Below are 25,430 nucleotides of genomic sequence, written 5' to 3'. Positions count from 1 at the left end.
TTCTGTGGCGGCTTAATGAGTCGCCATTTTTTATGCTAATTATCCCAGTTTAAACTGAGCCTTATACTGTGGCTTTTATTGGGATTAGCTCACCTATGTTCTATTTCCTATCGAATAAAACAAGATAACGAATATGACATGACAAGGTATTGCGAAAAGCGAATGCTTGTTATGCATTATTGGGTGTGTTGGCTATGACATCTGTATATGTCGTGGCATTGGCGTCGCGATTATTCCGTTATCTACGCTTATTCAATGAATCCGGTGTACTAAACGAGGATTCAGTTGGCTGAATAGGGAGCTTGCTAAAACAAGGGAGTCTTAATGTCGATTAAAACGAGTATCAACCCACCGGTATTTTATTCATCGGTTTTTCTTATCACCTTAATGGTGATGATTTGCGCAGTGTGGCCAACAGAGGCGAATGCTTTTTTTAAATCAATGCAGTCATGGATAGAGATGAAAGCAGGTTGGCTTTATATCTTGAGTGTGGCTATTTTTTTAATTTTTATCATTTTTGTGATGGTGAGCCGTTTTGGTGATATCAAACTTGGCCCCGATCATTCCGTGCCCGATTATAGCTATAAAAGCTGGATTGCCATGTTGTTTTCGGCGGGGATGGGCATTGGCCTGATGTTTTTTGGGGTGGCTGAGCCCGTAATGCATTTTTTGGCACCACCCGATGCGACTCCCGAAACCATTGCCGCCGCGAAAGAGGCAATGAAGATCACTTTCTTCCATTGGGGGATTCACGCTTGGGCAATCTATGGCGTGGTGGCGTTGAGCCTAGCCTATTTTTCCTATCGCCATAAGTTACCCCTATTACCCCGCAGTGCCCTGTATCCCTTAATTGGTGAGCGAATTTATGGGCCTATTGGTCATGCGGTCGATACCTTTGCCGTGCTCGGTACTATGTTTGGTGTGGCGACATCACTGGGGTTTGGGGTGTTGCAGGTCAATTCAGGACTGAGTTATCTGTTTACCGACTTACCCAATAACACTCTAGTGCAAGTGTCTCTCATCATAGGTATTACCTTATTAGCAACGCTTTCGGTGTTTTCTGGGCTCGACAAAGGGGTAAAGCGTTTGAGTGAGCTTAACCTTGGTCTGGCGATTTTACTCTTGTGTATTGTGTTAATCCTCGGTCCCACTGTGATGTTATTACAGGCTTTTGTGCAAAATACCGGCGGATATTTAAGTGATTTAGTGAATAAAACCTTTAATTTATATGCCTATCAACAGAAGGAAGATTGGCTGGGTGGTTGGACATTACTCTATTGGGGGTGGTGGATTTCATGGTCGCCATTTGTCGGGACTTTTATTGCGCGGGTGAGCCGTGGTCGAACAATCCGTGAGTTTTTAATTGGTGTGTTATTTGTGCCTTCGGCATTGACCTTCCTATGGATGACAGTATTTGGTAATTCGGCTATCAACGCCATTATGCATCAAGGGGCGACTTATTTAGCTGAGGCGGTCAATACCGATGTTTCTGTGGCGCTATTTGTGTTTTTTGAACATATGCCATTTTCGACATTGCTGTCAGGCATTGCGATTTGTTTAGTGGTGACTTTTTTCGTCACATCATCGGATTCTGGCTCCTTAGTCATTGATAACTTGACCTCTGGCGGTGATAACAATGCACCTGTATGGCAGCGAGTATTTTGGGCATTACTTCAAGGTGTGGTGGCTTCAGTGCTGTTATTGGCGGGGGGGCTACAGGCATTACAAACCGCGGCAATTGCCAGTGCTATGCCATTTTTAGTCGTTATGTTATTGATGTGCCTTGGTTTATATAAAGCACTAAAAAATGATTGGCTTAAGATCAACAGTGTACAGATGCACAATACTAGCGTGCAGTACGCCAAAACCAATATCAGTTGGGAGGAGCGTATTGAAGTGCTAGTGTCACATCCGACAGAGGAAGACGCGCGGGTTTTTATCAATAATGTGGCGACCCCTGCATTATCAAAAGTCTGTCAGCGTTTTATGAGCAAAGGTATTGTCGCTGATCTCGAATACATCGAGGGAAAAGTCAGGCTAGTTGTCAGTAATGAAGTTAACTTACCCTTTGTATACGGTGTACGTTTGCGTTGTTTTGAGATTGTAAACCCGATAGGGGAAGAGCTAGAGCAAGGGAATACGTCGTACTATCGCGCTGAGGTTTACCTTGAGCAGGGTGGGCAGCATTACGATGTAATGGGTTATACCGAAGAGCAAATCTTGGCGGATGTCGTTACCCAATATGAAAAATATTTGCACTATCTACATCTTTCTAGCGCTGATCAGGGTCATGTTGCATAAACCGTTTTTTTGCGAGTGAATGTGTGGATTAGAATGTGTTTAACGCCTTATGATCTAAGGCTCATATTGCTCCAAGTGATAAGTCAGATTATCCTTGGGACAATTTTTGAGGTCTGTTTTAAGTAAGGTGACAGCATGTCAGTTAATCAAGGTGAGAGTAAATTAGATAAAGTATTAGCCGAGGCGCGGGAATACAAAGCCAAACGTGAGAGTGGTTACCGTGAGCAGGCGTTAAAACTTTATCCTTGGGTGTGTGGCCGCTGTACTCGAGAATTTACCCCGAAAAACCTAAGCGAACTGACGGTGCACCACAGGGATCATAATCACGATAATAATCCATCTGATGGATCAAATTGGGAGTTATTGTGCTTGTATTGCCACGATAACGAACATTCCCGTTTTGAAGAATTGATCCGCTACGGTAGCACTACTGAGACCAAACAAGCCGCGGCGACCTACAATCCTTTTGCCGATTTAAAAGCCATGATGAAAAAATAGTGACAAAAGGCCTGACATTGTCAGGCTTTTTTCGCTAAACGGGCCTCAGCTTCTAGCCATGTTGCGCGGCTTAATATGTGTTGATTTTTATCGTCTTTAAACAAGGCTTTACGGGCAGGGAGTTGGTTTAATATATCAACTTGTTGCGCTTCGCTGGCATCGCGCCAACGGACGATTTCATCAATATGACGAAAACAGCCCATGCAATAATTTTCATCATTTAAGCCGCAGCGTGCAACGCAGGGTGAAAGCATGTTGATCCTTTTTCGGTGACGATGATTAACCGTTAATGTTAGGTGCTAGCTTGAGGTTAAGTTCGCGCTAGCGCGCCACGATACTAACATTTTTCTCATTAAAGTCATTTTGTCCATTAAACCTTTTGTCTATTAAAGCCATCGACTAGGCAAGATAAAGTGAGCTGATGGCAAGACAAGCATTTTTACACTGGGCATAACGTGAACCAAGATAATTTGCATACAATACTCACTTACTCACAGAAGTTTAGCGAACTGAATCAGTTGCTTGAGCAGAGTACTTCCCTCTGGCAAATGCGTGCTTTTGAGGCATCGTCCTTACCTTGGGCCGCTAAGTTCCCGCATTTAGCCGAGGCGGTATGGGCTATCGCTGATGAAAACTTGGATAAACTCGATGCAGATCAAGGCTTGTTAGTCGATGCCCTATCTCCCGCATTAGATCTTGATTTGAAGACGTTAGGCCTAAAGTGGAATTTAGCCCTGCTACGCACTTCAAATGCTGAACTTATTGATAGTGCTGACGCAAATAAACCAAAGCATATTTCGGCCACTCGCTTCTCTTTTGAGGATGAAGCCCATTTTAGTGCCCATATAAAGGGCCGTAAGTGGGAGCAAATTCATGCATTTGTGCAGCATTTACCTCACCATGATTTACCCGTGCTTGAATGGTGTGCAGGTAAGGGGCATTTAGGACGATTAATTGCTAAAGCACGCGGCGTTGATGTTGTGAGCTTAGAATGGCAGGAAAAGCTCTGTGAAGAAGGCCAAGCCTTTGCTCATAAATGGCAATTATCTCAACGCTTTATTTGCGTCGATGCCTTTGACATTGTCGATAGCCCTTTGAGTGGCGATGGTAAACACTCAAATCCTTTATACGCACAGCAGCACGCGGTGGCGCTCCATGCCTGCGGTGACTTGCATGTGCGATTGTTAACCCTTGCAGCGACTGCGGGCACTCAGGCGCTCGCTATTTCGCCCTGTTGTTATCATCTTATCCATGCGAGCCATTATCAGCCTTTATCAACGGTGGCAAAGCAGAGTGCACTCACACTGACTCGCCATGATTTGCAATTACCACTGCAGCAGAGTGTGATTGCAAGCCCGAAACAACAGACGCTACGTCACCAAGAAATTGCGTGGCGTTTAGGGTTTGATGCGTTGCAGAGGCAATACCGAAATGTAGATGAATATTTACCTATTCCATCGATAAAACAGAGCCAACTGAGTGGCTGTTTTGCCGATTTTTGCCTGTGGGCCGCGACACAAAAATCGGTCAATTTACCACAACATATTGATTTTAATCTTTGGCTTGAAACTGGGTATCAAAGACAACGATTGACCAGACGCATTGATTTAGTCGCGCATTTATTTCGTTCAGTACTCGAACAGTGGTTAATACTCGATCGCTGTTGTTTTTTGCAGGAGCAGGGATACCAAGTTAGCGTGAGTGAATTTTGTGCAAACAGCGTAACACCTAGAAATGCACTCATTTTGGCGTTAAAGTCAGTTGATTAAAAAATAGCGTCTAAAAATATACTGTACTGCAATGTTTTTTATGAACTATTTCTGTATTAGTTCATTTGAAACTAGTGTTAATGCTGTTAACGTGCCAGTGGTTATGCGTATCGCTGTGAGACAAGTCTTATACTGAGGATGGTTTTTTATTGAATCATCGGGCTTTTCTTGTTCAAATGTCGCATTAATGACGAATAACAACTGAAAGCTGACCCTCGGTCAGTGATTCTAGTGAGCGAATAAAACAGTTTCATGAAATATTCCCGCGTATTTATTAATAGCCTGGCTTATGAACTGGCACCTGTAGTGGTTTCCAGTAGCGAGCTAGAGTCTCGCCTTGCGCCTTTATATCAAAAGTTCCGTATTCCTATGGGACAATTAGCGGCATTGACAGGTATTACCGAACGCCGCTGGTGGCCTAAAGGACACCAATTATCCGATGGTGCGATTAACGCAGCGCGTAAAGCCATTGCTGAAACGGGAATAAATGTCGCTGACTTAGGGGCTGTGGTGTACACCGGAGTCTGTCGCGATCAACATGAACCTGCCACCGCTTGTCGTATCGCTGCTGAGCTTGGTGTATCCAAGGACACCGCCATTTACGATATCAGTAATGCCTGCTTAGGGGTGTTATCGGGTATTTTAGACATTGCTAACCGTATTGAACTGGGTCAGATCAAGGCGGGTATGGTGGTTTCCTGTGAATCGGCACGGGATATTGTTGATGTGACTATCGATAATATGCTTGCTTCTCCAACCATGCAGAATTTTGCCCAATCATTGGCGACCCTCACGGGAGGCTCTGGTGCCGTGGCGGTTATCCTTACCGACGGCAGCTTACCGCTAACGAACGTGCGTAAACATCAACTGCTTGGCGCATCGCATTTATCTGCTCCAGAGCATCATCAATTATGTCAGTGGGGATTGCAGGAAGTGGGGCATAATCTTTACCGTGAGTTTATGCGTACCGATGCGGTAACCCTGCTGAAGGAAGGTGTTGAGCTGGCTAAACACACTTGGGAGCATTTCCTTGAGCAGCGCAATTGGCTGGTTGAGCAAGTGGATAAAGTGATTTGCCACCAAGTGGGTGCATCGAACCGCAAACAAGTGCTGAGTGCGCTTAATATTCCGCCCGAAAAAGAATTTCCTACCTATCAATTGCTTGGCAATATGGGCACAGTGTCTTTACCTGTGACGGCCGCCATGGCCCATGATGAAGGTTTTTTACAAGCGGGCGATCAAGTGAGCTTTTTAGGTATAGGTAGCGGCTTGAATTGCATGATGTTAGGCATTAAGTGGTAGGGGCGCTTTAGGTCTTTTACTGCCATTGTCGGCGTTCCCATAAAAGACTGACTCGCTAAATTCGCTCTCATAAATAGAACCAAAATAGGAAGCGTCATGTTAGACACTCTGTTGCCTTTTCAACGTCATTTTTTTAACCGTAATGGTAACAAGCTGCATTATATCAATGAAGGCCACGGTGAACCTGTGGTGATGGTTCATGGTAATCCAAGCTGGTCGTTTTATTACCGCAATTTAGTGAGCGCCTTAAAAGATTCTCATCAATGCATAGTGCCGGATCATATCGGCTGTGGTCTGTCGGATAAGCCCGATGATAGCGGCTACGATTACACACTTAAGCGCCGTATAGATGATCTCGAAGCCTTGCTCGATAGTTTAAATATCAAAGAGAACATCACCTTAGTTGTGCATGATTGGGGCGGCATGATAGGTATGGGCTATGCGGCGCGTTATCCTGAACGCATTAAACGCTTGGTGATATTGAATACTGGGGCCTTCCATTTACCTGAATCTAAACCTTTCCCTTGGCCTTTATGGATCTGTCGTAATACTTTGTTAGGCACAGTTTTAGTGCGTGGTTTTAATGCTTTTTCATCTATCGCATCCTATGTTGGTGTGAAACGTCAGCCAATGGCGAAATATATCCGTGAGGCTTACGTTGCGCCGTTTAACTCTTGGTCAAACCGCATTTCTACTCTGCGCTTTGTGCAGGATATTCCGCTGCGTGAAGGTGATAGAAATTATCAGTTAGTCTCTGATATCGCAGCAAGTTTGCCTAAATTTGCCAAAGTGCCGACCCTGATTTGTTGGGGGCTGAAGGATTTTGTGTTCGACAAACACTTTTTAGCTAAATGGCGCCAGCACATGCCCCATGCGACTGTGCATGAATTTGCCGATTGCGGTCACTATATTTTGGAAGATGCCAGTGACGAAGTGATTGCCCATATAAAAGGTTTTATGGCCGATGAACAAGTCGCATCTGCGTCCGCTGAACGGGCTGCAGGTTAATGTCGACGTTGCTTGAAAAAGAAGTGATCCCTTTGGTGACGGAAACGTCACTTTCAACTGGCACGTCTCAATCAGCAATAGCCAGTGATGCCAATATTTGCCGTCATCTTAAACAAGCTGCCCATGACATTCCCCATCATCTTGCTGTAGCAGTACAAAGCGCGAAGGGCGCTTCTGTGGCGAACTTACGTTACAGCGAGCTGGACTTTCTCAGTCTTGACCGACAAAGTGATGTGATAGCTTTTGCGCTTAATGCCCATGGTATTACCCGCGGTATGAAGGCTGTGCTGATGGTTACGCCGAGCCTCGATTTTTTTGCCTTAACCTTTGCGCTGTTTAAAGCGGGGATTATCCCCATTCTTGTTGATCCTGGCATGGGGATTAAAAACCTTAAGCAGTGCTTTGCTGAGGCTGCGCCCGATGCTTTTATTGGTATTCCCAAGGCGCATATTGCAAGGCGCTTATTTGGCTGGGGTAAGGGCACCATAAAGATATTGCTCAATGTTGATGGTGGCAAAACAGGCTTCGCTGCAAAATTGAACTGTATGGCTACTGGCGCTATGAGTCTATCGACGCTATTGCAAAATACCTCGGCACAATCCTCTGCTCAAAAGTCGCCATATCCTATGGTGTTGCTAAAGCCAAATGAAATGGCGGCGATTCTATTCACCAGTGGCAGTACGGGCACACCTAAGGGAGTTGTCTATAGCCATGCAATGTTTGAGGCGCAAATTCAAGCGCTAAAAAACGATTATGGGATTTGCCATGGTGAGCGCGATTTAGCAACGTTTCCGCTGTTTTCACTCTTTGGTCCGGCGTTGGGTATGGCATCTATTGTGCCCGAAATGGATGCCAGTAAACCCATCACAGCTAACCCCGAATTTTTGTTTGCCGCGATTGAGCAATATCAATGCAGCAATATTTTTGTTAATCCTGCGCTGCTCGAACGTTTAGGCCGTGCGGGGGAGCAAAAGCAACATACATTGCCGAGTGTCAAACGGGTTATTTCGGCGGGGGCGCCAGCGACGATTGCTTCTATTGCTCGTTTTAGCAAGATGCTAAGTGATGGCGTACCTGTATTAAATTCCTACGGCGCAACTGAATCTTTGCCCATCAGTATGATTGCCAGTGATGCTTTATTTGCCACGACCGAGATGACAGATAATGGCGCTGGCATCTGTGTTGGCCATGCTATTGATGGTGTCTCTATTGGCATTATCGGCATAAGTGAAGCCGTCATACCCGAGTGGGATGATGCTTTACTGCTTAAGAATGGTGAAATTGGCGAGATAATAGTACAAGGGCCCATGGTGAGCCAATCATACTATAAATATGATAGCCAACGTGATAATCAACGCGATAGTGCGACTGCGATGGCTAAGATATGGGATCCTGTCGCCAATTGCGTTCGACATAGAATGGGCGATTTGGGTTATCTTGATGACCAAGGTCGGTTATGGATGTGTGGACGTAAAGCTCACAGAGTTGATGCCACCCATAAAGGGAAGTTTGCTAAGCGTTATTATTCGATTCCCTGTGAGCGTATTTTTAATACGCATCCTAATGTGAAACGCTCTGCTTTAGTGGGTGTGAAAGTAGCGAATGAAATCACACCGTTAATCTGTATCGAACTGGATACATCACTGGTGTGTAATAAAAGTCAGCAGCTTTATCAAGAGCTTACTACGCTTGCTGAGCAATTCCACCAAACTCAGGGGATAAAACGATTTTTGATTCATCCGGATTTCCCAGTGGATGTACGGCACAATGCCAAAATTTTTAGAGAAAAATTAGCCGTATGGGCGCAATCCCAAACGAAAGGCTGATTTAAAGCTCTGCAGCTTTTTCCTGCATTTTTAACGTTATATTCTGTGTTCATTTGAACAAACTTGCTTATTTTTAAGCGTTTATGCTTATTTTTAAACTCTTACACTGACTTTTAAGCTCATATCAATGCGCTGAAATGGATGCCTAAATGACGAACAATCCAATCAAAAATCCGACACTAGCGCAATTCGACACACTCGAACAAACTGCGCTTACGCAGCTTGCCCTTAAGGCAACGCATGCCTTTGTGACGGGAGCTGGGGGGTTTTTAGGTAAGGCCATTTGTTTAAGATTGTTAGCGGCAGGCATTAAGGTCACAGGCTTTGCACGTGGGCATTACCCAGAGCTTGAAGCGTTGGGTGTTGCGATGAAGCAAGGGGATCTCGTCAATAAGGAGCAACTTCAGCAGGCGATGCAGGGTTGCGATATCGTGTTCCATGTGGCGTCTAAAGCGGGGGTTTGGGGCGATCGAGACAGTTATTTTTGTCCTAATGTGAAGGGCGCTGCTAATGTGATTGCTGTTTGTAAAGCATTAAAAATAAATAAGTTAGTCTACACCAGCACCCCGAGCGTCACCTTTACAGGCCAAGATGAGTCAGGGATTGATGAGTCTACCCCCTACGCATCTACATTCCTTAATTATTACGCTCACTCGAAAGCCATTGCCGAAAAAATGATGCTAGATGCTAACCAAGTGAGTGAAGTATCAGTTGAAAATACTGAAGCAACTCAAATGATTACACCTTATGCATTAAAAACAGTCGCTCTGCGGCCGCATTTGATATGGGGCCCCGGCGATCCCCATCTTGTGCCTCGGGTACTGGAACGTGGCCGTTTAGGAAAGTTAAAACTGGTTGGCCGCGAAGATAAACTCGTCGATACCATCTATATCGATAATGCTGCCTATGCCCATGTACTCGCCGCCTTAGAACTTTGCCAACCTAAACCAAAGTGTCAAGGCAAAGCCTATTTTTTGAGTAACGATGAGCCTATTACTATGGTAAAAATGCTCAATCTGATCTTAGCCTGTGATGGATTGCCCCCTGTTACTCGACGTGTGCCTCGAACTGTGGCCTATATCGCTGGCGCGGCATTGGAAAGCCTGTATTTTTTGCTTAAGAAAAAAGAAGAGCCCCTTATGACGCGTTTTGTCGCACGCCAGTTATCTTGCAGCCATTATTTTGATATCAGCGCTGCCAAGCGTGATTTGGGGTATTGTGCGCTGGTCTCTCTTGATGAGGGGATGGCAAGGCTCAGGACTTCACTTTTAGATTAATCTACATTAGATAAATCCAGCCTATTTTTTTAAGTGCTTATGGCATTGAAATGGATGAAATAATCAATCTATGGCTTGTGGTGAATGTAAAACGTCGATTTTTAGGCAGAAAATAGGTCGCTGTAAGCGCTGTATGTGGCAACTGACTTGCCTATCTGTTATTGGCTGGCCCCTATGGTGGTATTGCTATTGGGATACACCGCTGGAGGTCAATTCGATTGCTTTACTCTTTTTTTGCTGTGCTGTTAGCGGCTTACTTATGTTGCATCTTGTGGTGTTGGTTTATCGTTATTTTCGAGACTAAGGTTTCGAGACTAAGGTTTCGAGACTAAGGTTTCGAGACTAAGGTTTCGAGACTAAGGTTTCGAGACTAACAAGTCATTTGAACCCTCTTTGCTTTGCTCCTGACATTCTTTATCGCTCTTATTTACTCTTATCTGTTTATTTTCCCTATACTTTTAAGAGCCTATTAGAATAAATGGGATCTTAAATGAACATTAATCTTTTAGCTTTTGCTTTTTCTCTATATTTCATTATGTTAGAACCTATTTGTCGGGCTTTTTAGGTAAAGCAGTATTCTCACCTTATTAAGGAGACTTATGGCGTTTTTTACCACCCTGTTTGTGGGTTACCCGCTTTGGGTTTGGTTAATGTTTTTCGGTTTTGTGCTGGCGTTATTAGCCTTTGACCTGGGGGTATTGCACAAGGAACAGCATGAAATTACCGTTGCAGAAAGCCTAAAGTTATCGGCTTTTTATATCTGTATGGGTTTACTGTTTGGGGCTTGGCTCTGGTGGTATAAGAGCCCGACAGCAGGAATGGAGTATCTGACAGGGTATCTAATTGAAAAGTCGTTATCTATGGATAACGTCTTTGTTATCGCGTTAATCTTCAGTAGCTTAGGCATCCCACGCCTATACCAACATAGGGTGCTCTTCTGGGGAATTATGGGCGTAATAGTGTTGCGTGCCATATTGATTGGGTTTGGTGCTGTGCTTGTTGCTCAATATCAAGCAGTCCTTGTGCTGTTTGGCGTTTTCCTGATTTTCACTGGTGTGAAAATGTTGTTCTCAAATGATGAACACACAGATATCCAAGATAATAAATTTTACAAATGGTTACGCACTAAGATGCGCTTTACGCCAACCCTGCACTATGAGAAGTTTTGGGTGCGTGGTGAGGATCATCAGTTAAGTAAAGGATGGTGGGCAACGCCGTTATTTTTGGCATTGATCTTGGTTGAAACTGCAGATTTAGTCTTTGCAGTTGACAGTATCCCGGCAATATTTGCGATTACTCAAGATCCATTTATTGTTTACACCTCAAATATCTTCGCCATTCTTGGTTTACGTGCACTGTACTTTGCTTTAGCAGCCATGGTACATCGTTTCGAATACCTAAAATATGCTCTATCTGTGGTGTTGGTGTTTATCGGGGTGAAAGTGGGTTTAGTGTACTTTAACCATGAAGGTATTATTGATTTTAAAATTCCAACCGCCCTTTCATTAGGTGTGACCTTCGGTTTATTAGTGGCTGGGGTGTTGTATTCACTTTGGCGAACGCGTGGCCAAACGGTAGGGAAGTAACCTTCCTTTTCGTGAAATTAATGCAAATTAGCTTGTTCTTCTACGTGCTTTTTCCTAAGGTGATTGCAAATGATTTTCAATGAGGTGTGATATGAATACCCATCTGCAGTTACAGGTAAACCATTGGCTTGAAAATGATCCAGACCCTCGCACTCAAGCCCAGTTACAAACCCTAATTGATAGTGGCAATGAAGCCGAACTCGCAGCGCGCTTTGCGGGTCGCTTGGAATTTGGCACCGCAGGATTACGTGGTGTCGTCGGCGCTGGGCCTATGGGGATGAACCGTTTGGTGATCCGCCAAACCTCTGCTGGTCTTGGTGCTTATCTACTTGATCAGATTAAAGATGCCGCCGAGCGTGGCGTGGTGATTGGTTATGATGGCCGCCACGATTCATTTAATTTTGCCCATGATGCGGCGAGTGTGCTCACCGCTATGGGGATTAAGGTGCGCTTAACGTCCAAAGTAGCGCCAACGCCGCTGGTGGCCTTTGGGGTAAAACATTTTAATGCGGCAGCGGGCATTGTGGTGACCGCGAGTCATAACCCGCCGCAATACAATGGCTATAAAGTCTATTGGGAGAATGGCGCGCAGATTATTCCGCCCCACGACTCGGGCATTGCCGCGCAAATTGAGCGTGCAGCGAATCAAGCGATTCCGTTTTTAGAGCATGATGACGCGGTAAAACAAGGTAAGTTGATACTCCTGCAGGACGATTTTTACCAAAGCTATCGTCATGGCGTGCAGCAAGCAGAGGTGCTGCAAAACCATACCGCTCCTGAAAAGGTGAGTTTAGCCTATACCGCCATGCACGGCGTGGGTGCCGAAATGGCTGAAACGGTATTGAAAGATGCTGGTTTCACCCAAGTGTATTCGGTTGCCTCCCAGCGTGAACCCGATGGCGATTTCCCGACGGTGAACTTCCCAAACCCTGAAGAAAAGGGGGCGATGGATTTAGTGATTGCCGAGGCGAAAAAACACGGCGCTATGCTCGCCTGTGCTAACGATCCCGATGCCGACCGTTTTGCTGTTGCAGTGCGTCGTGATGATGGCGAGTATCAGATGCTGACGGGCGATCAAGTCGGTGTGCTCTTTGGACATTACTTGCTATCTCACGCTAAAGATAATCAACGACTTACGGGCACAACGATAGTGTCATCGAGCCTGTTATCTAAAATTGCTCAAGGGTTTGGCACGCAAAGCTTTACCACGCTCACCGGCTTTAAGTGGCTGATGAATGTAGGGATTGCAAAAACTTCGCCTGAGGATCAATTCCTGTTTGCCTATGAAGAAGCCCTTGGCTATACGGTGGGCAGTATGGTGTGGGATAAAGATGGCTTGTCGGCGCTGGTTGCATTTGCCCAATTAACTGCCGAGCTAGTGGCGAAGGGGCAAACGATTTGGGACAGACTCGAGCAAATTTACCGTGAGCATGGGTTCCATCTCAATGCGCAGGTGAGCATTGCCTTAAAACCTGACACGCCCAATATTGGCGCCTATTTGCGCGAACATCCACCGCTGAAGATTGGTGAGTTAGATGTGCTCTCAACCGATGATTTAAAGGCCCTTGAGCGTCGTTTTGCCGATGGCAGTGTTGAGAAAATCGACTTACCACCGAGCGATGTATTGACTTACTGCTTAGCGGGCGGGGCTCGGGTGATCGTCAGACCATCTGGCACTGAACCTAAAATTAAGTGCTACTACGAAGTGGTAGAAACTATGGTTGATACAGATACCTTAGCCATCGCCCAAGCGAGGGCGAGCAAAGCCATGGATGATTTTATTCAGGCACATCAAGCCAGTTTGCCAAAATAATCTTGGTTGCTGGCTAAGTTAAAACAATAAAATTCACTTTTATTTAAAGGCTACTGACATCATGCTGTCAGTAGCCTTGTTTTATTCTTGTTGTCGCCCGTTAATGATTCAGTCCTGAATTGTACGAATAAGGTTTTGAATCATTGATATTTTTTCAACAAGGAGAAAGTGAAAATGTTATCTATTGCACCGTTAGTTTGGGGTGAAATTCCTGTCAGTGACATGAACCGTGCCGTTGCTTTTTATCAACAGCATTTTGGGGTCGAGTTTAAACGTGACGATATGGAAGACATGGAATATGCGAGCATAGTCACTGAGGATGCGAGTGCGGCGAGCATAGGGCTAGTCAAGTGCAGTATGAGCCAGCCGTCAATGCAGGGCAGCACTGTGTATTTGCATTTCAGCACCCATTTGCAACCTTTAGTGGATAAACTCGCTGCCGCCAATGTGAATATTTTGCTGCCAGTGACGCCGATTAATGATGGAGAGTGCGGTTACATTGCGTTATTTGCCGATAGTGAAGGCAATAAAGTGGGTCTGTGGTCTAAGGATAAGTAGTCTCGAGTGATTAATGTATTAGCGTCGTGGCCTTATGCCATGACGCTAAAATCACGCAATTAACTAAAGCATGGGTTTAGATTTCTATGGAAGAAACAAAGATGGATGTGGTTTATATTGATGCTCGACCCTTACTTGGACTCAGTACCCGCACGAGCAATAGGGCTGAAATGTCCGCCGATAGCGCGAAAATAGGCGGTCTGTGGCAAGCCTTTTTTGAATCATCCCAGCTCACCGCTATGCTCAATTCGCCCATGTATGGCGTGTATTATGATTATGAGTCAGACATGAATGGCGAGTTTTCTGTGCTGGTGGGTAAGGCAATTGATGCCCCTGTTGATACAAGTCATTTTATGCCATTGGAGCTTAACGCGGGCAAGTACCTAAAATTCACCGCTCAGGGTGATATGCCCCAGTGTGTTATCGATCTTTGGGGGCAAGTGTGGGGTTATTTTAGCGCGGCTGAATGTTTGCATCAGCGGCGTTATCAAACGGATTTTGAAGTCTATCTTAGTGCTACTGAGGTTGAGATCTATATCGGGATTTTATGATTCAAATTGTAAAAAACATTTAAGAGTGAATTAAAGGATTAAATCAGAACTAATGCGCCGCGCTGACCGCCTATTTCAAATAGTGCAAATTCTCAAACATAAACGCCTGACCACAGCCCAAGAGTTGGCTGAACGGTTAGAGGTGTCCACGCGCACGGTTTACCGTGATGTGCAGGATTTGTGTTTAAGCGGCATTCCTATTGAAGGAGAGGCGGGGGTCGGCTATTTGTTGCGCCACGAGGTGAATGTTCCGCCCTTGATGTTTAACGAAGCCGAATTGGAGGCGATTCAAGTTGGCATGCGTATGGTGCAAACTTGGGGTGGCAAAGAACTCGGTAGTGCCGCTCGGCAGGCGATGATTAAAGTCGAAGCTGTGTTGCCTAAACGATTACAAGCCTACCAATCCTTAATGTTTTCACCGGATTTTTACCTCGATTCCAATGAGTTTCAATTCCTCGATCCCTTGCGTAATGCGGCTCAGCGCCGCGAATACGTCAAACTCTTCTACCAAGATGTCAAACTGGATGTTACCGAGCGGGAAGTTAGGCCGCTCGCCATCTATTTTTGGCGTGGTACTTGGACCTTACTGACATGGTGTGAGCTACGTGCTGATTTTCGTAATTTCAGGGTCGATCGCATCACAGGCCTTGTGCGGTTAAATCGCCATTTTGATCTCACTCTCGGGCAAGAGCTTGAAGATTATATTTGCCTAATGGATAAAGAAAAATAGTCCCATACTTAGCACTGTGGTCAGCAAGGTATTACGGGTGACGAGCGCCAACACTGTAGCGACTATGGCGCAGATGAGATAGCTGTTATCTAGGCTGAGATCAAGCTGACCTTCTTGCACAAACACTATGGGTGCAAAGATTGCAGTGAGTACCGCAGGGGCTGAGTAACTTAAAAAGGTTTGGGTGCCCTTACTTAATCGCAGTGGTAGTTTAGGCTCAAGTAGTAAATGACGACTGATAAACACAACCGCCGCCATTGAAAAGATCATTAACCAAATCATGCTTTTTCTCCTGACAGTGTTTTTGTCTCAGTCAGACTTTCATTACCAGTATTCGCCTCAGTTTTTGTCTTAATGTCAGGCCCAGCTTCTGTATCCATTTCTGTTTTGGCCTGTGTGCTTGCTAACTGACTTACGGATTGTTCTGCGCGTTCCGTTTCTTTGGTCACTTTGGCGTAAAGTACACCTGCCGTCATTCCCGCAATGGCGGCAATGAGCAGTCCCGCTTGAATTTTAAAAACGGCGCATACCACTGCTAGGGTGAGCGACACTAATACACAGACGAGAATCGATGGTTTTTTTATGGTAGGAACAACCAGAGCGATAAAGGTGGCTGCGATGGCAAAATCTAATCCCAACTCACCTAAATTCTCGATAGCATTGCCCGCCACTATGCCAAGTAGTGTGGCTATGTTCCAACCGATATAGAAACTCAAACCGCCGCCAAGGGCGTACCAAGGGTCGAACTTATGCAACTTGCCTTGATTGGCGATGGCAAATAGTTCATCTGTGAGCAAAAAGCCCAATGTTAGGCGCCACTTTAACGGCAACGGACTGATTTGACTGCGCATCGCCATTGCATATAACAGATGGCGTGAGGTGATGAGTAACGTCGTAATTAAGATACTCCACAGACCAATACCAGCTTTCACCATGCCTAGTGCCACTAATTGAGCAGCGCCCGCAAAGATAATCGCCGACATGGCTTGGCTCTCAATGGGCGTTAACCCAACCTCAATGGCGAAGGAGCCCGCTAAAATTCCCCAAGGAACCACTGCTATTGTCAGCGGCATCATGGCCAAGGTGCCTTTTAAAAATGCCTTGGATTTCGATGGATGCACAGGATAAACATCAGGTTCTATAAGCTTGTCGGTGGTCACTTTGGCTCCTAAAAATAGCGGCGACGCGAGGGTCGCTATTAAACAATGAATACTTGGATAAGGTTGCTTGCTTAGTTAATCGAGGAGAAAGCAAGAATGAGCATGGTAGATTAACCTAAAGTGGTTGTTTAGGCTTGGATAATATTGCGGCCTATTTCTTTGGCAAATTGCCCTGGCGTAACACCGACTGTCTTTTTAAAATGTCGATTCAAGTGACTTTGATCGTGAAAACCACAATCGAGGGCGACATCGAGCAGTCGTGTGCCTTGTTTGATTTTTCCTTTGGCGAGTCTTACTCTGGCCTGAATTTGGTAAGCATGGGGTGGTAAGCCGTAATAACGCTGAAATTGCTTCAGCAAATAATAGGGGCTTAATCCCGCGAGTGTTGCCAGATCTTCAAGGGAGATGTCGGCCGCAGGATGATCGTCGATAAAGGATTTCACCAGTGCTAACGCAGGCTTCGCGATTACAGCGAGGTCATCGCTTGGGTGATTCTTGCCATGGCGTGTCATCAACTGTGTCAAGCTTGAATAGACCAAGCTTTCGCGCAGTAAGCGATTGTCCGATGTATCTAAGGTAGTAAAGGTGAAGCGCAGTAATTCGGCTAATTCAGGATCGTACACTACGGGCTCTGGGAAATAGGGCGCACCACGGTTTGATGCTAGATCACTGTTAATATTGGCAAACTGTGCGGGTACTGGATACATGGCACGATAGGACCAACCGCCCTCTGTGGCGCTACAGCCATTATGGACTTCGTCGGCGTTAACGAGAATGATGCTGTGCTTTGGCGCCACATGGTTGCCACCCGTGCGATAAAAACGCTGCGCCCCCGTTTCAATCACCCCGACGGTGTAACCTTCGTGGGTGTGCCGACTAAAGTTTTGTTTATGGTAGTGGGCATTGAGTAACTCGAGGCCACCTAATTCATCGGCAATCTGGTAGGCCGCATGTTCTGTGTTCACACTAGGCCTCCGTGTTTAGTGTATGAATGGGCGGGTTGTGCCTGATAGTAACCCAGAAACCCTCAGTGCTTTTGTACAAAATTGCGCATATTGGATTTTGTTTGCGTTTAATGACGGTTTTTTATGTTTGTTGCTTAATGCTTGTCGCTTGAGATTTTTTGTTCAGTCTTGCTCGCGATAGGCGATATTTAGGTTGCCTGCTGTAATGTTGTGAGTTCTGCACCCGCGATAGCCTCAAGGTGTTGAGTGATTTTTTCTATCGGCCAATCCCACCAAGCGATGGCAACAAGCCCATCTATCACAGTTTGCTCGAATCTCAACTTGATCACTGTGGCAGGATTACCGCCAACCACTGCGTAGGGCGGTACATCTTTTGTCACTACGGATTGACTGGCAACAATGGCGCCGTGGCCAATTTTCACCCCAGGCATGATAGTGGCGTTATAACCAATCCACACGTCGTTACCGATACAGGTGTCGCCCTTAAAAGGTAAATCTTCGGGCTTGGGCGCCGCTTTCTCCCAGCCATTGCCGAAGATATAAAAAGGGTAGGTGGAGAAGCCAGACACTTGATGATTGGCGCCATTCATAATGAATTTCACGTCTTTCGCAATGGCACAGAATTTACCGATATTCAGTTTATCGCCAATAAAGTCAAAGTGATAAAGCACATTCGACTCGAATCTCTCAGGCCCTGCTGGATCGTCATAATAAGTGTAATCACCGACAATAATGTTCTCGCGAGTAATAAAATTTTTAAGAAAACCAACCTGAGGAAAGCCTTTCATCGGCGCTTTATCGTTGGGGTTTGGGCCTAACCGCGGGTGAGAGTGGGGACTTGGCATGAATACCTCCGTGCTTAAAAGACTCGCTTGCTATGCTAACGCATTATCTTTTTTGAATCGTCTGACTTTGGTACGCATATTCTTCATCGGGGAGTAAGTATTGAATTGGATCATACGGCCCAGAGTCCATTTATCGTACCAAGTTACTCCATATAACTGCTGATCACTGAGGCTAGCAATCAGCGTTGACAGCTTTTTCATTGTCAGTTCATATTCATTAAGTAAATCAGTATATTGCCATTGGCTATATTCTCGGTGAAATCGCTCTGCTAATAATCCCAGTTGATTCCATTTATAACCCGTATCGGGAAAATCAACGGGGAGTGCTTGCGATGTTAACTCGTACCACTTGAGCACTAAGTTACCCCAACCAATAAGGTAAGCGACTGTATCACTTACACTAATTTGTGTACCTTTGATGTTTCCTTCTATACTGCACACACGGGACATTTGGGCTGGGATTGAACGATAGTCTGCCATCAATTTGGGGAAAACTGAGTGAATAGCCGATTCAAGCTCTTGTTTTGATTGGGGTACAGATGACATCACTACCTCGTCTACATTAGATGCTTAGGCTGAGTTTAACATCATCTATTGGGCTATTTAGTATTCACCTGTCACAATAAGCTCTTGTTCAATAGATTCAACCACTAAGGCAAGTGTACTATTGTCTCGCTTAAAGCCGACAGAGCAAATTGCCATCGCGCCGTTACCACAGGTTATTTCGGGGTAATCTGCTGTTATTGGCGTTTCATCTTCTGCTACAGGCGCTAATACCCAGCCAGCAGCTAATAAACTTGATTTCACCTCAGTGTACTTTTTACCCCATAACGCGCTGGTGTCCTGTGCTGGAGCATATAGAGGCAATGCGCCTAGGCTTAGCATGATCACAGGGAGAAGGATTTTTCGCATATAAAGCATCTTAGTTCCTATGTTGTTTAGAGCTTGTGGACGAGCAATCATATCATCAAACCCTATCGATAAAGGTGCGATTTATCCCCCCCTTAATTCAGTTGATACTTATATGGCTGCACGTAATAAACGATCCATTTACCTGCTGTATTTTCTCCCATCGGGTAGGTTAGCAATCCATCTACTATAATGGAGGTGCATAAAAGGAATGTTATCTAGCGCACAGAGCTTATCTATGATTAATTCATTGAGAATAGGTATATTAGTTAAACTGCTTATTTGGGGAATATGTGTATATACTCCGATTTCTTATGCTGTTGATGTTTTTATTATCAACCATCCCGAATCTGAAAATGACCATCGATATGAATATACCTATGATCTCTTAACATTAATTATTGAGGCCACTCAATCTGATTTTGGCGATGCATCGCTGCAAGTGTCTGATGTAGTTATGAGCCGAAATCGCATTTTTAGGTCATTAGTCGATGGGAAAATTGTCAATGTGATGGCAGAAGCCTCAAATTCGCTGTGGGATGAACAACTTATCCCGATAAAAATCCCTATTCGTAAAGGGATTCAGGGATTCAGAGTTTTTATTATCAAGAAGGAGAATTTATCTATTTTAGCCAATATAAATTCACTGGCACAGTTAACGTCTTTGGATACAGGTTCAGGTAGTCAATGGTCTACAAAAGTAGCAATGCAACAAGCAGGTTTCAACGTGATAGAAAGTACTCAGTATGACAATTTATTCAATATGTTATCTATGGAGCGCTTTGTGACATTTGGCCGAGGGGTTAATGAAGCTTTTCAAGAGGTTGAGTTGTTCAAGCAAAGTTATCCAGATTTCATTGTGGATGACAATATCCTGCTACATATACCGCTGGCCACCTACTATTATGTGTCTCCTAATCAGCCTCGGTTAGCCCAGAGAATACAAGTCGGTCTTAAAAGAATTATTGCGAGTGGTCAGTTTGATAAATTATTTTATCAGCGTCACTGTGAATTTCTTTTAAAAAGTAAACTGAATGAAAGACGGATTTTTAAAATTGATAATCCATTAATCTTAGAGTCAGAAATCACTTCAATTGTGGGTAAGGATTTTTTACTTAATCCAAAAGATGATTTTTCGGTATTATGTCAAAAATATCGAGGTATCAACTGAATATCACGCCGGTATATAATCCACTGCGGCTCAGAAAATCTCTCGTAATCTACAATATCAGTAGCAACGCAAATACCCTCAAGCTAAATCATTTTCTCAACTCGGCCTAGCGGCCATAATTTCCCTGCATCTGGCTGCAAGATTTAAATAGTATTTTCGTTAGATGAAGCCATTTGTTGCTAATTTGTCGGTAAATAATAAAATTGACGAGTAATTTACTTATCCATATGTAGTTGATTATAAATACCGTTAATTATTAACAAAACCCATGCCTGTACACATTCCCCTCTATAATCTTTCATTTTCAAGCAGGTATTTATGGGAATGTCTTCCACCTTTAATCTTAGAGATGTGTGGATGTCCTTACTCTGTCTTTTTTATTTTTCAGATGATTACGATGACATGGATGCTTGGGGTTAATCTGAAGGTAGCTTTACAAGGGATAATGGAATGGACCCATCCACTTTAAATCGGCCTCGCAATGGGCCACGATGTAGTCGCTAAAACTCATCAGAAAGAGGACGGGTCCACCTATGAAGATTACTACAATCGGTTTAGATATCGCAAAGTCTGTTTTTCATGCTGTTGGCGTCGATAAAGCGGGCAAGTTAATCAAAAAGAAAATGCTTAGACGCAAAGACTTGCTACCCTTTGTCGCGAAAATTGAGCCTTGCCTTATCGTTATGGAGGCGTGTGGCGGCGCGAGTTATTGGGCAAGAGAATTCGAGCAATTTGGGCACGTAGTTAAGTTAATTGCCCCGCAGTATGTGGTTCCTTTTAGGCAAGGTAATAAAAATGACTACAACGATGCGCTAGCCATTGCGGAGGCTGCGCAGCGGCCCAACATGCGGTTTGTAAAACCCAAAAGCGTCGAGCAGCAAGATGTGCAACTGCTCCACCGTATGCGCGAACGATTAACGAAACAATCAACCGCCTTAATCAACCAAGTGCGAGGCATGTTAGCTGAATACGGTATTGTCATTACCAAAAGTAAATCGGCTTTTAAAGCCCAGTTACCTGATATTTTGATCGATGAAGCCAATACACTGACCACCAAGGGTAGAGCCATCTTTTATCAGTTATATGATGAGGTTATCGACATTGAGAAACGGCTTAAGAGTTGTGACACCCAAGTACTAAACGAAACTCAAAACAATGTGATTTGTCAGCGATTACAGACTATTCCTGGTGTTGGGCCTGTCACCGCTACGGCGATTTATGCTGCAGTGGGTGACGGTAAAGACTTTAACAATGGCCGACATTTTTCAGCTTGGTGTGGCTTAGTACCTAAGCAGCACAGCAGTGGCGGGAAAGATAACCTCCTCGGGATAAGTAAGCGGGGAAACGCCTATTTACGTACGCTGTTTATTCACGGCGCCAGAGCGGTGTTGCGACACAGTGGGAGTAAGTCGGATAAGTTGAGTTGTTGGGCTATCCAGCTAGCGGAACGCCGAGGTTTCAATCGTGCGTGCGTGGCCGTCGCGAATAAGCTCGCCAGAATGTCATGGGTTATCGCGGCACGTGAAGAAGAGTTTCGGCTCGCTATGTAACAACATCAAATGTACTTATTATGTTAACGATTAACCAACCAGCAAGTTGCTAAGACACTTGATTTGATGATGAGACAGTCAGACTGATCTACTAAAAACCTTACGAAAACATAGGCTCTGATGAAGCCGCAGGGATGATAAGGACAGTAGAAGCAAATATCCATCAGGGCCAGAGGAATCCCTCAATAACAGGCCGAATATATGGGTGCAATGAACTCTTCTCAAAATTGATATCGAATGTCTTGCAAACCGGATGGGTCCATATAAGTTTTATAGCTGCGATTTGGGATTGGTTAACTTATTAGAACACCTAAGTGGGTTAAATTATTTAAAAGCAAAGTCAACGTCGTGGGGCTTCACCCCACACCCGACCAAGGAGGACTGCTCGTCCTATCCTCCTTGGATGCTCCAAGACGCCCCTAACGGAGTTGAAAGCCCCTTGGGCATTTAGCGTCCTTATGCTACCGCGTCAGACGCTCGTCCCTGATTCGACTGACGCTATCTCGGCATCCATGCCTCGCTCACGCAACGAACGCAAATGCCCTGCGGCAACTCCGAGGGGAAGGTGAACTCCTTCACTTTTGTGTTGTTTGCAAGTCATGCAAAGCAAACTGAGTAATGCTTACTACCACTTTTAGAAATTTAACAATGAGTGTCTCGTTAAACTACTGTCTTTCTATGGGTTTCTCGTTAAATTTTGTTTGTACTCATGTTGGGATTGATAAATTCCCCAAATGATCAGACCAAATACGAAATAGAACATTTTTTGCGCTGAAAACTCGATTGTCAACGTAGGATGTTCTAGATTGCGGTATAGAATGCTATTAGAAATCGTCTCTGTTATCGTCAGAATAAATGGATAGCTAATCAATGCGATAGACGATATTTTCGCGAATTTGTACGTTTGAGGTTGTTTAATGAATTTTGCAATAAATAGTAACGCAAATGATAGCGTCAGATTGCTTATCCATAAAATAGCCGCCGTAATTCGTACTTGAGTATGACTGGCTTGTTCCGCATCGGGATAAACCTCTAATATCTCCTGCAAGTAGCTTGCTGGGCTCACTAATCCCCAAACAGGGTAAAGGCATAGCAGCACGGCAGTGAGCATTAAAATATATCTGATAAACATCCTTTTTCTCCGACAGATGCTGCTTGGAAAGCAATACTTGTTATACGAATCAATATGTTAGAGTTGTTTTTTACAAGTTGCGATTGCTTTAGCTAAAACTAAATTATTGTGACAAAATCCTTGTTGTTGGATTGCATACTATTTTTTAGGCGTCAACAGCAGAATAGATAAGTAACAAAGATAGCGGGATGGAAAATAGACCAATTAAACGGAATTTATTGTTGAAGTATTGAGCAGACCATAGCGCAAACTTCCTATGTAACCTTGGAGGCGTTAACGCCAAGCCCATTCCGACACCTAACAACACAATACCTATCGCAAAAATGGCCTGTGGAAACTGAGTATCGGTTGAGTAATGGGTAAAAATGAGACCCGCAATAATTCGGCTGGTCACCTCAGCAATATGGAAGTAGGGCTGTTCGCTAAATGAAATAATCCCCTTAGAGAAAGACTCAGGCTTTACAGCCATCACTAGACTTAATAACAACATCAATAGACCAAAAGCTGCAATAAAGTACATAGTCGTTCCTTGATATAGTGATGTTTTGATGTTGAAACTATAAATCCAGTGACATAATTAAGCACTCTCATTCCAGTGACACGCTCTGCTTAAATAATAAAAGTCATCCCAGAGGGGTCGACGGCGGCATCTACTGCATATGGATGCGCGAATGCCACGGTCACATGGTCAATTATGTTCCCGACATAATAGTGATATTCCCCATATCCCTATGGGTCAGATATGAATGAGCGGCCATGCCGCCAACGGCCACTTCCACGAGTGTGCTTAATTTCGTTAATTCCTGTGTACCTTTTTAGCCAGTTTTCACACTATCAATTTCCATTTCCAAGTCGGCACATCAGGACATATATTCACTTTTAACCTTAAAAATATGTAGGTGTCCTTACTCTTTTTATTTTTTTGAGGCTATAAGTCCGTCTTTACAATTAAGCACTTTCATTCCAGTGACACGCCATTAACTCATCCCTGAGGGCTCGACGACGGCATCCATGCCGTCAACGGTCACTTCCATGAGAGTGCTTAATTTCGTTAATTATTGTGTACCTTTTTAGCCAGTTCCCACACGATCAATTTCCATTTTCAAGTCGACACATCAGGGCATAAATTCACTTCTAGCCTTAAAAATATGTGGATGTCCTTTCTTTCTCTCTACAATGCCGTATTCCGCTAACATCCCTCAGACTTGATTAAGGCGGTTGATTGTTTAGTTAATCGTTCGCGCATGCGGTGGGGCAGTTGCACATCTTGCTGCGCGACGCCTTTGGGGTTTACAAACCGCATGTTGGGTCGCTGCGTAGCTTCAGCGATGGCTAAGGCATCGTTGTAGTCATTTTTATTACCTTGCCGAAAAGGCACCACAAATTGAGGTGCGATTAGCTTGACGTTATGGCCCAACAGCTCAAATTCTCTGGCCCAGTAATTTGCTCCACCACACAGCCCCTTCATTATCAGACAGATATAGGCCTAACAGCTCTTTTTTACCTTCGACGTTAAGGGCCAAAATGGTGTAAACCGCCTTGCTAATAAAGCGACCGTTCTCTTTGATTTTATAGTGAATCGCATCGAGCCATATGACGGGATAAAGCGGCTCTAGCTCGCGTTCACGCCATGCTTGAAGCTCAGGGAGTAACTTGTCAGTGATGGCGTTCACCGTGCCGTTGGACACCGACATGCCGTACATGTCTTCGATATGCGCGCGAATATCTTGGTAGCTGGAGCCTAATGAAAATAAGCCAATGATTTTACGCTCCATTTCATCGGTAAGTTGGGTTTGGTGCTTTTTGACTAATTGAGGTTCGAAGGTGCCCGCCCTGTCCCTGGGCGTGTTCAACTCGAAGTTGCCAAGGGGGCTTTTAACCGTTTTAGTGGTTTTACCGTTTTTACGATTGGCGCCTTCAGTGCTCGCCAAATGGCCATCCAGCTCTGCCGCCAAGGCCGCTTCAGTGAGTTGTTTAATCAAAGGGGTTAAGATGCCATCCTTGCCGGTGAGGTCTTTTCCTTCACGTAGTGCTTGAATGGCAGCATTGATATCAAAAGTAGGTGTGGTCATAAATCATCTCTTTTTGGTATAGCTTAAAGAAATGACACAGAAATTTGAACACTACCCGGGTAGGCTTTCCTCCCGCTTAAAATCCCCTATACCTATAAGCGCACTTAGTCAACGCTGTGAAGCGTAGGCAAGTTAACCCGCAGTGAGGCTGCGTATCCCAAGGGTAAAACCATGCGCACAACAGCTAAATACCCATATTTTCAAACTTTGCCGCAGATTACACCGAAATTTGCCAAGGGCGAATTCAACTGCGGACGTGACCTTCGATGACATGGATGTCATCGTAGAGCCGCCATGGATGGCTTCACGGCGTGTCACGGAAGCAATGGAATTCGCCGTATCCGCAACGAGAGCAGAAGTGCTTGGTTTTAACTTAACCTTCCTTCATCCCAGCACTACAAACAAAA

General features: G+C 44.7%; 24 protein-coding genes and 2 pseudogenes. 15 read left to right on the top strand and 11 right to left on the bottom strand.

The genetic code is table 11. The annotated features are described in order from the left end of the window. Positions 1-324: 324 nt before the first annotated feature. Both SPUTW3181_RS13895 and SPUTW3181_RS13890 read left to right on the top strand, forming a co-directional pair. Positions 325-2,301 (top strand): BCCT family transporter, encoded by a 1,977-nt coding sequence (locus tag SPUTW3181_RS13895; protein WP_011789937.1) that lies wholly within the window; start codon positions 325-327, stop codon positions 2,299-2,301. A 135-nt stretch (positions 2,302-2,436) separates the two neighbouring features. Beyond that, complete coding sequence (locus tag SPUTW3181_RS13890; protein ID WP_011789936.1) at positions 2,437-2,799, top strand: YajD family HNH nuclease; 363 nt, start codon at positions 2,437-2,439, stop codon at positions 2,797-2,799. Between the two features lie 20 nt (positions 2,800-2,819). Here the strand turns inward: SPUTW3181_RS13890 and SPUTW3181_RS13885 are convergent, their stop codons facing one another. After that, complete coding sequence (locus SPUTW3181_RS13885) at positions 2,820-3,053, bottom strand: DUF1289 domain-containing protein (RefSeq protein WP_011789935.1); 234 nt, start codon at positions 3,051-3,053, stop codon at positions 2,820-2,822. Between the two features lie 201 nt (positions 3,054-3,254). Between SPUTW3181_RS13885 and SPUTW3181_RS13880 the strand changes: the two genes are divergently transcribed. The 11 genes from SPUTW3181_RS13880 to SPUTW3181_RS13830 all read left to right on the top strand — a co-directional run bounded on the left by SPUTW3181_RS13880 (position 3,255) and on the right by SPUTW3181_RS13830 (position 15,219). Then, positions 3,255-4,568, top strand: coding sequence for a methyltransferase (locus SPUTW3181_RS13880; RefSeq protein WP_041408219.1), 1,314 nt, complete (start codon positions 3,255-3,257; stop codon positions 4,566-4,568). Positions 4,569-4,820: 252 nt separating this feature from the next. After that, a complete protein-coding gene (locus SPUTW3181_RS13875; RefSeq protein WP_011789933.1) occupies positions 4,821-5,870 on the top strand; it encodes a 3-oxoacyl-ACP synthase III in 1,050 nt (349 codons plus the stop codon). Between the two features lie 96 nt (positions 5,871-5,966). Beyond that, positions 5,967-6,878 (top strand): alpha/beta fold hydrolase, encoded by a 912-nt coding sequence (locus tag SPUTW3181_RS13870; protein WP_011789932.1) that lies wholly within the window; start codon positions 5,967-5,969, stop codon positions 6,876-6,878. Further along, on the top strand, positions 6,878-8,704 hold the full coding sequence (gene oleC / locus SPUTW3181_RS13865) for an olefin beta-lactone synthetase (RefSeq protein WP_011789931.1): 1,827 nt from the start codon (positions 6,878-6,880) through the stop codon (positions 8,702-8,704). Before SPUTW3181_RS13870 ends, oleC begins: the two co-directional genes overlap by 1 nt. A 149-nt stretch (positions 8,705-8,853) precedes the next feature. Next, complete coding sequence (oleD, locus tag SPUTW3181_RS13860; protein ID WP_011789930.1) at positions 8,854-9,981, top strand: 2-alkyl-3-oxoalkanoate reductase; 1,128 nt, start codon at positions 8,854-8,856, stop codon at positions 9,979-9,981. A 70-nt stretch (positions 9,982-10,051) separates the two neighbouring features. Next, on the top strand, positions 10,052-10,285 hold the full coding sequence (locus tag SPUTW3181_RS13855) for a DUF3624 domain-containing protein (protein WP_011789929.1): 234 nt from the start codon (positions 10,052-10,054) through the stop codon (positions 10,283-10,285). A 295-nt stretch (positions 10,286-10,580) separates the two neighbouring features. After that, entirely contained in the window at positions 10,581-11,567 is a 987-nt protein-coding gene (locus tag SPUTW3181_RS13850; RefSeq protein ID WP_011789928.1) for a TerC family protein, read from the top strand. Between the two features lie 91 nt (positions 11,568-11,658). Further along, on the top strand, positions 11,659-13,380 hold the full coding sequence (locus tag SPUTW3181_RS13845; protein ID WP_011789927.1) for a phospho-sugar mutase: 1,722 nt from the start codon (positions 11,659-11,661) through the stop codon (positions 13,378-13,380). Positions 13,381-13,554: 174 nt separating this feature from the next. Further along, positions 13,555-13,938, top strand: coding sequence for a VOC family protein (locus SPUTW3181_RS13840; RefSeq protein WP_011789926.1), 384 nt, complete (start codon positions 13,555-13,557; stop codon positions 13,936-13,938). Positions 13,939-14,039: 101 nt separating this feature from the next. Further along, positions 14,040-14,489 (top strand): GyrI-like domain-containing protein, encoded by a 450-nt coding sequence (locus SPUTW3181_RS13835; RefSeq protein ID WP_025007491.1) that lies wholly within the window; start codon positions 14,040-14,042, stop codon positions 14,487-14,489. A gap of 52 nt (positions 14,490-14,541) precedes the next feature. Beyond that, entirely contained in the window at positions 14,542-15,219 is a 678-nt protein-coding gene (locus SPUTW3181_RS13830; RefSeq protein WP_011789924.1) for a helix-turn-helix transcriptional regulator, read from the top strand. On the opposite strand, the gene SPUTW3181_RS13825 is transcribed toward SPUTW3181_RS13830, so the two are convergent. From SPUTW3181_RS13825 to SPUTW3181_RS13800, 6 genes are all read right to left on the bottom strand, one after another. Next, a complete protein-coding gene (locus tag SPUTW3181_RS13825; RefSeq protein ID WP_011789923.1) occupies positions 15,199-15,501 on the bottom strand; it encodes an AzlD domain-containing protein in 303 nt (100 codons plus the stop codon). The two genes, SPUTW3181_RS13830 and SPUTW3181_RS13825, sit on opposite strands and share 21 nt — an antisense overlap. After that, positions 15,498-16,379: an AzlC family ABC transporter permease gene (locus SPUTW3181_RS13820; protein WP_011789922.1), complete on the bottom strand. Its 882-nt coding sequence runs from the start codon at positions 16,377-16,379 to the stop codon at positions 15,498-15,500. The genes SPUTW3181_RS13825 and SPUTW3181_RS13820 overlap by 4 nt, the downstream gene beginning before the upstream one ends. 128 nt (positions 16,380-16,507) lie before the next feature. Further along, on the bottom strand, positions 16,508-17,344 hold the full coding sequence (locus tag SPUTW3181_RS13815) for an AraC family transcriptional regulator (RefSeq protein ID WP_011789921.1): 837 nt from the start codon (positions 17,342-17,344) through the stop codon (positions 16,508-16,510). A gap of 188 nt (positions 17,345-17,532) precedes the next feature. Further along, positions 17,533-18,189 carry a Vat family streptogramin A O-acetyltransferase gene (locus SPUTW3181_RS13810; RefSeq protein ID WP_011789920.1) on the bottom strand — a complete coding sequence of 219 codons (657 nt, stop codon included), beginning with the start codon at positions 18,187-18,189 and terminating at the stop codon, positions 17,533-17,535. A gap of 30 nt (positions 18,190-18,219) precedes the next feature. After that, a complete protein-coding gene (locus SPUTW3181_RS13805) occupies positions 18,220-18,735 on the bottom strand; it encodes a ClbS/DfsB family four-helix bundle protein (protein WP_011789919.1) in 516 nt (171 codons plus the stop codon). Positions 18,736-18,792: 57 nt separating this feature from the next. Next, positions 18,793-19,110, bottom strand: coding sequence for a hypothetical protein (locus SPUTW3181_RS13800; protein WP_014610273.1), 318 nt, complete (start codon positions 19,108-19,110; stop codon positions 18,793-18,795). Between the two features lie 199 nt (positions 19,111-19,309). Here SPUTW3181_RS13800 and SPUTW3181_RS13795 point away from each other — a divergent pair, with 199 nt between their 5' ends. Further along, complete coding sequence (locus SPUTW3181_RS13795; protein WP_011789917.1) at positions 19,310-20,269, top strand: hypothetical protein; 960 nt, start codon at positions 19,310-19,312, stop codon at positions 20,267-20,269. 533 nt (positions 20,270-20,802) lie between these two features. Then, positions 20,803-21,819, top strand: coding sequence for an IS110-like element ISSpu22 family transposase (locus SPUTW3181_RS13790; protein ID WP_011789916.1), 1,017 nt, complete (start codon positions 20,803-20,805; stop codon positions 21,817-21,819). A 676-nt stretch (positions 21,820-22,495) separates the two neighbouring features. Here SPUTW3181_RS13790 and SPUTW3181_RS13785 read toward each other — a convergent pair. The 4 genes and pseudogenes from SPUTW3181_RS13785 to SPUTW3181_RS13770 form a co-directional block, all read right to left on the bottom strand. Further along, positions 22,496-22,951 (bottom strand): hypothetical protein, encoded by a 456-nt coding sequence (locus SPUTW3181_RS13785; protein ID WP_011789915.1) that lies wholly within the window; start codon positions 22,949-22,951, stop codon positions 22,496-22,498. Positions 22,952-23,096: 145 nt separating this feature from the next. Then, positions 23,097-23,471 (bottom strand): hypothetical protein, encoded by a 375-nt coding sequence (locus SPUTW3181_RS13780; protein WP_011789914.1) that lies wholly within the window; start codon positions 23,469-23,471, stop codon positions 23,097-23,099. Between the two features lie 643 nt (positions 23,472-24,114). Further along, positions 24,115-24,410, bottom strand: a pseudogene (locus tag SPUTW3181_RS22350) (IS110 family transposase); the annotation flags it as partial. Next, positions 24,388-25,023: pseudogene (locus SPUTW3181_RS13770) on the bottom strand (IS256 family transposase); the annotation flags it as partial. The pseudogenes SPUTW3181_RS13770 and SPUTW3181_RS22350, both read right to left, overlap by 23 nt. Between the last annotated feature and the right edge of the window lie 407 nt (positions 25,024-25,430).

It is taken from the genome of Shewanella sp. W3-18-1, assembly GCF_000015185.1.
Taxonomy (GTDB): Bacteria; Pseudomonadota; Gammaproteobacteria; order Enterobacterales; family Shewanellaceae; genus Shewanella; species Shewanella putrefaciens.
The sequence above is the reverse complement of the archived record's forward strand: the minus strand, read 5'-3'. Positions and strand labels throughout refer to the sequence as shown.

Coding starts and splice junctions, on each gene's coding strand:
- SPUTW3181_RS13895 (WP_011789937.1), top strand. CDS start 325: ATGTCGATTAAAACGAGTATCAACCCACCGGTATTTTATTCATCGGTT.
- SPUTW3181_RS13890 (WP_011789936.1), top strand. CDS start 2,437: ATGTCAGTTAATCAAGGTGAGAGTAAATTAGATAAAGTATTAGCCGAG.
- SPUTW3181_RS13885 (WP_011789935.1), bottom strand. CDS start 3,053: ATGCTTTCACCCTGCGTTGCACGCTGCGGCTTAAATGATGAAAATTAT.
- SPUTW3181_RS13875 (WP_011789933.1), top strand. CDS start 4,821: ATGAAATATTCCCGCGTATTTATTAATAGCCTGGCTTATGAACTGGCA.
- SPUTW3181_RS13870 (WP_011789932.1), top strand. CDS start 5,967: ATGTTAGACACTCTGTTGCCTTTTCAACGTCATTTTTTTAACCGTAAT.
- oleC (WP_011789931.1), top strand. CDS start 6,878: ATGTCGACGTTGCTTGAAAAAGAAGTGATCCCTTTGGTGACGGAAACG.
- oleD (WP_011789930.1), top strand. CDS start 8,854: ATGACGAACAATCCAATCAAAAATCCGACACTAGCGCAATTCGACACA.
- SPUTW3181_RS13855 (WP_011789929.1), top strand. CDS start 10,052: ATGGCTTGTGGTGAATGTAAAACGTCGATTTTTAGGCAGAAAATAGGT.
- SPUTW3181_RS13850 (WP_011789928.1), top strand. CDS start 10,581: ATGGCGTTTTTTACCACCCTGTTTGTGGGTTACCCGCTTTGGGTTTGG.
- SPUTW3181_RS13845 (WP_011789927.1), top strand. CDS start 11,659: ATGAATACCCATCTGCAGTTACAGGTAAACCATTGGCTTGAAAATGAT.
- SPUTW3181_RS13840 (WP_011789926.1), top strand. CDS start 13,555: ATGTTATCTATTGCACCGTTAGTTTGGGGTGAAATTCCTGTCAGTGAC.
- SPUTW3181_RS13835 (WP_025007491.1), top strand. CDS start 14,040: ATGGATGTGGTTTATATTGATGCTCGACCCTTACTTGGACTCAGTACC.
- SPUTW3181_RS13830 (WP_011789924.1), top strand. CDS start 14,542: ATGCGCCGCGCTGACCGCCTATTTCAAATAGTGCAAATTCTCAAACAT.
- SPUTW3181_RS13825 (WP_011789923.1), bottom strand. CDS start 15,501: ATGATTTGGTTAATGATCTTTTCAATGGCGGCGGTTGTGTTTATCAGT.
- SPUTW3181_RS13810 (WP_011789920.1), bottom strand. CDS start 18,189: ATGCCAAGTCCCCACTCTCACCCGCGGTTAGGCCCAAACCCCAACGAT.
- SPUTW3181_RS13805 (WP_011789919.1), bottom strand. CDS start 18,735: ATGTCATCTGTACCCCAATCAAAACAAGAGCTTGAATCGGCTATTCAC.
- SPUTW3181_RS13800 (WP_014610273.1), bottom strand. CDS start 19,110: ATGCTTTATATGCGAAAAATCCTTCTCCCTGTGATCATGCTAAGCCTA.
- SPUTW3181_RS13795 (WP_011789917.1), top strand. CDS start 19,310: ATGTTATCTAGCGCACAGAGCTTATCTATGATTAATTCATTGAGAATA.
- SPUTW3181_RS13790 (WP_011789916.1), top strand. CDS start 20,803: ATGAAGATTACTACAATCGGTTTAGATATCGCAAAGTCTGTTTTTCAT.
- SPUTW3181_RS13785 (WP_011789915.1), bottom strand. CDS start 22,951: ATGTTTATCAGATATATTTTAATGCTCACTGCCGTGCTGCTATGCCTT.
- SPUTW3181_RS13780 (WP_011789914.1), bottom strand. CDS start 23,471: ATGTACTTTATTGCAGCTTTTGGTCTATTGATGTTGTTATTAAGTCTA.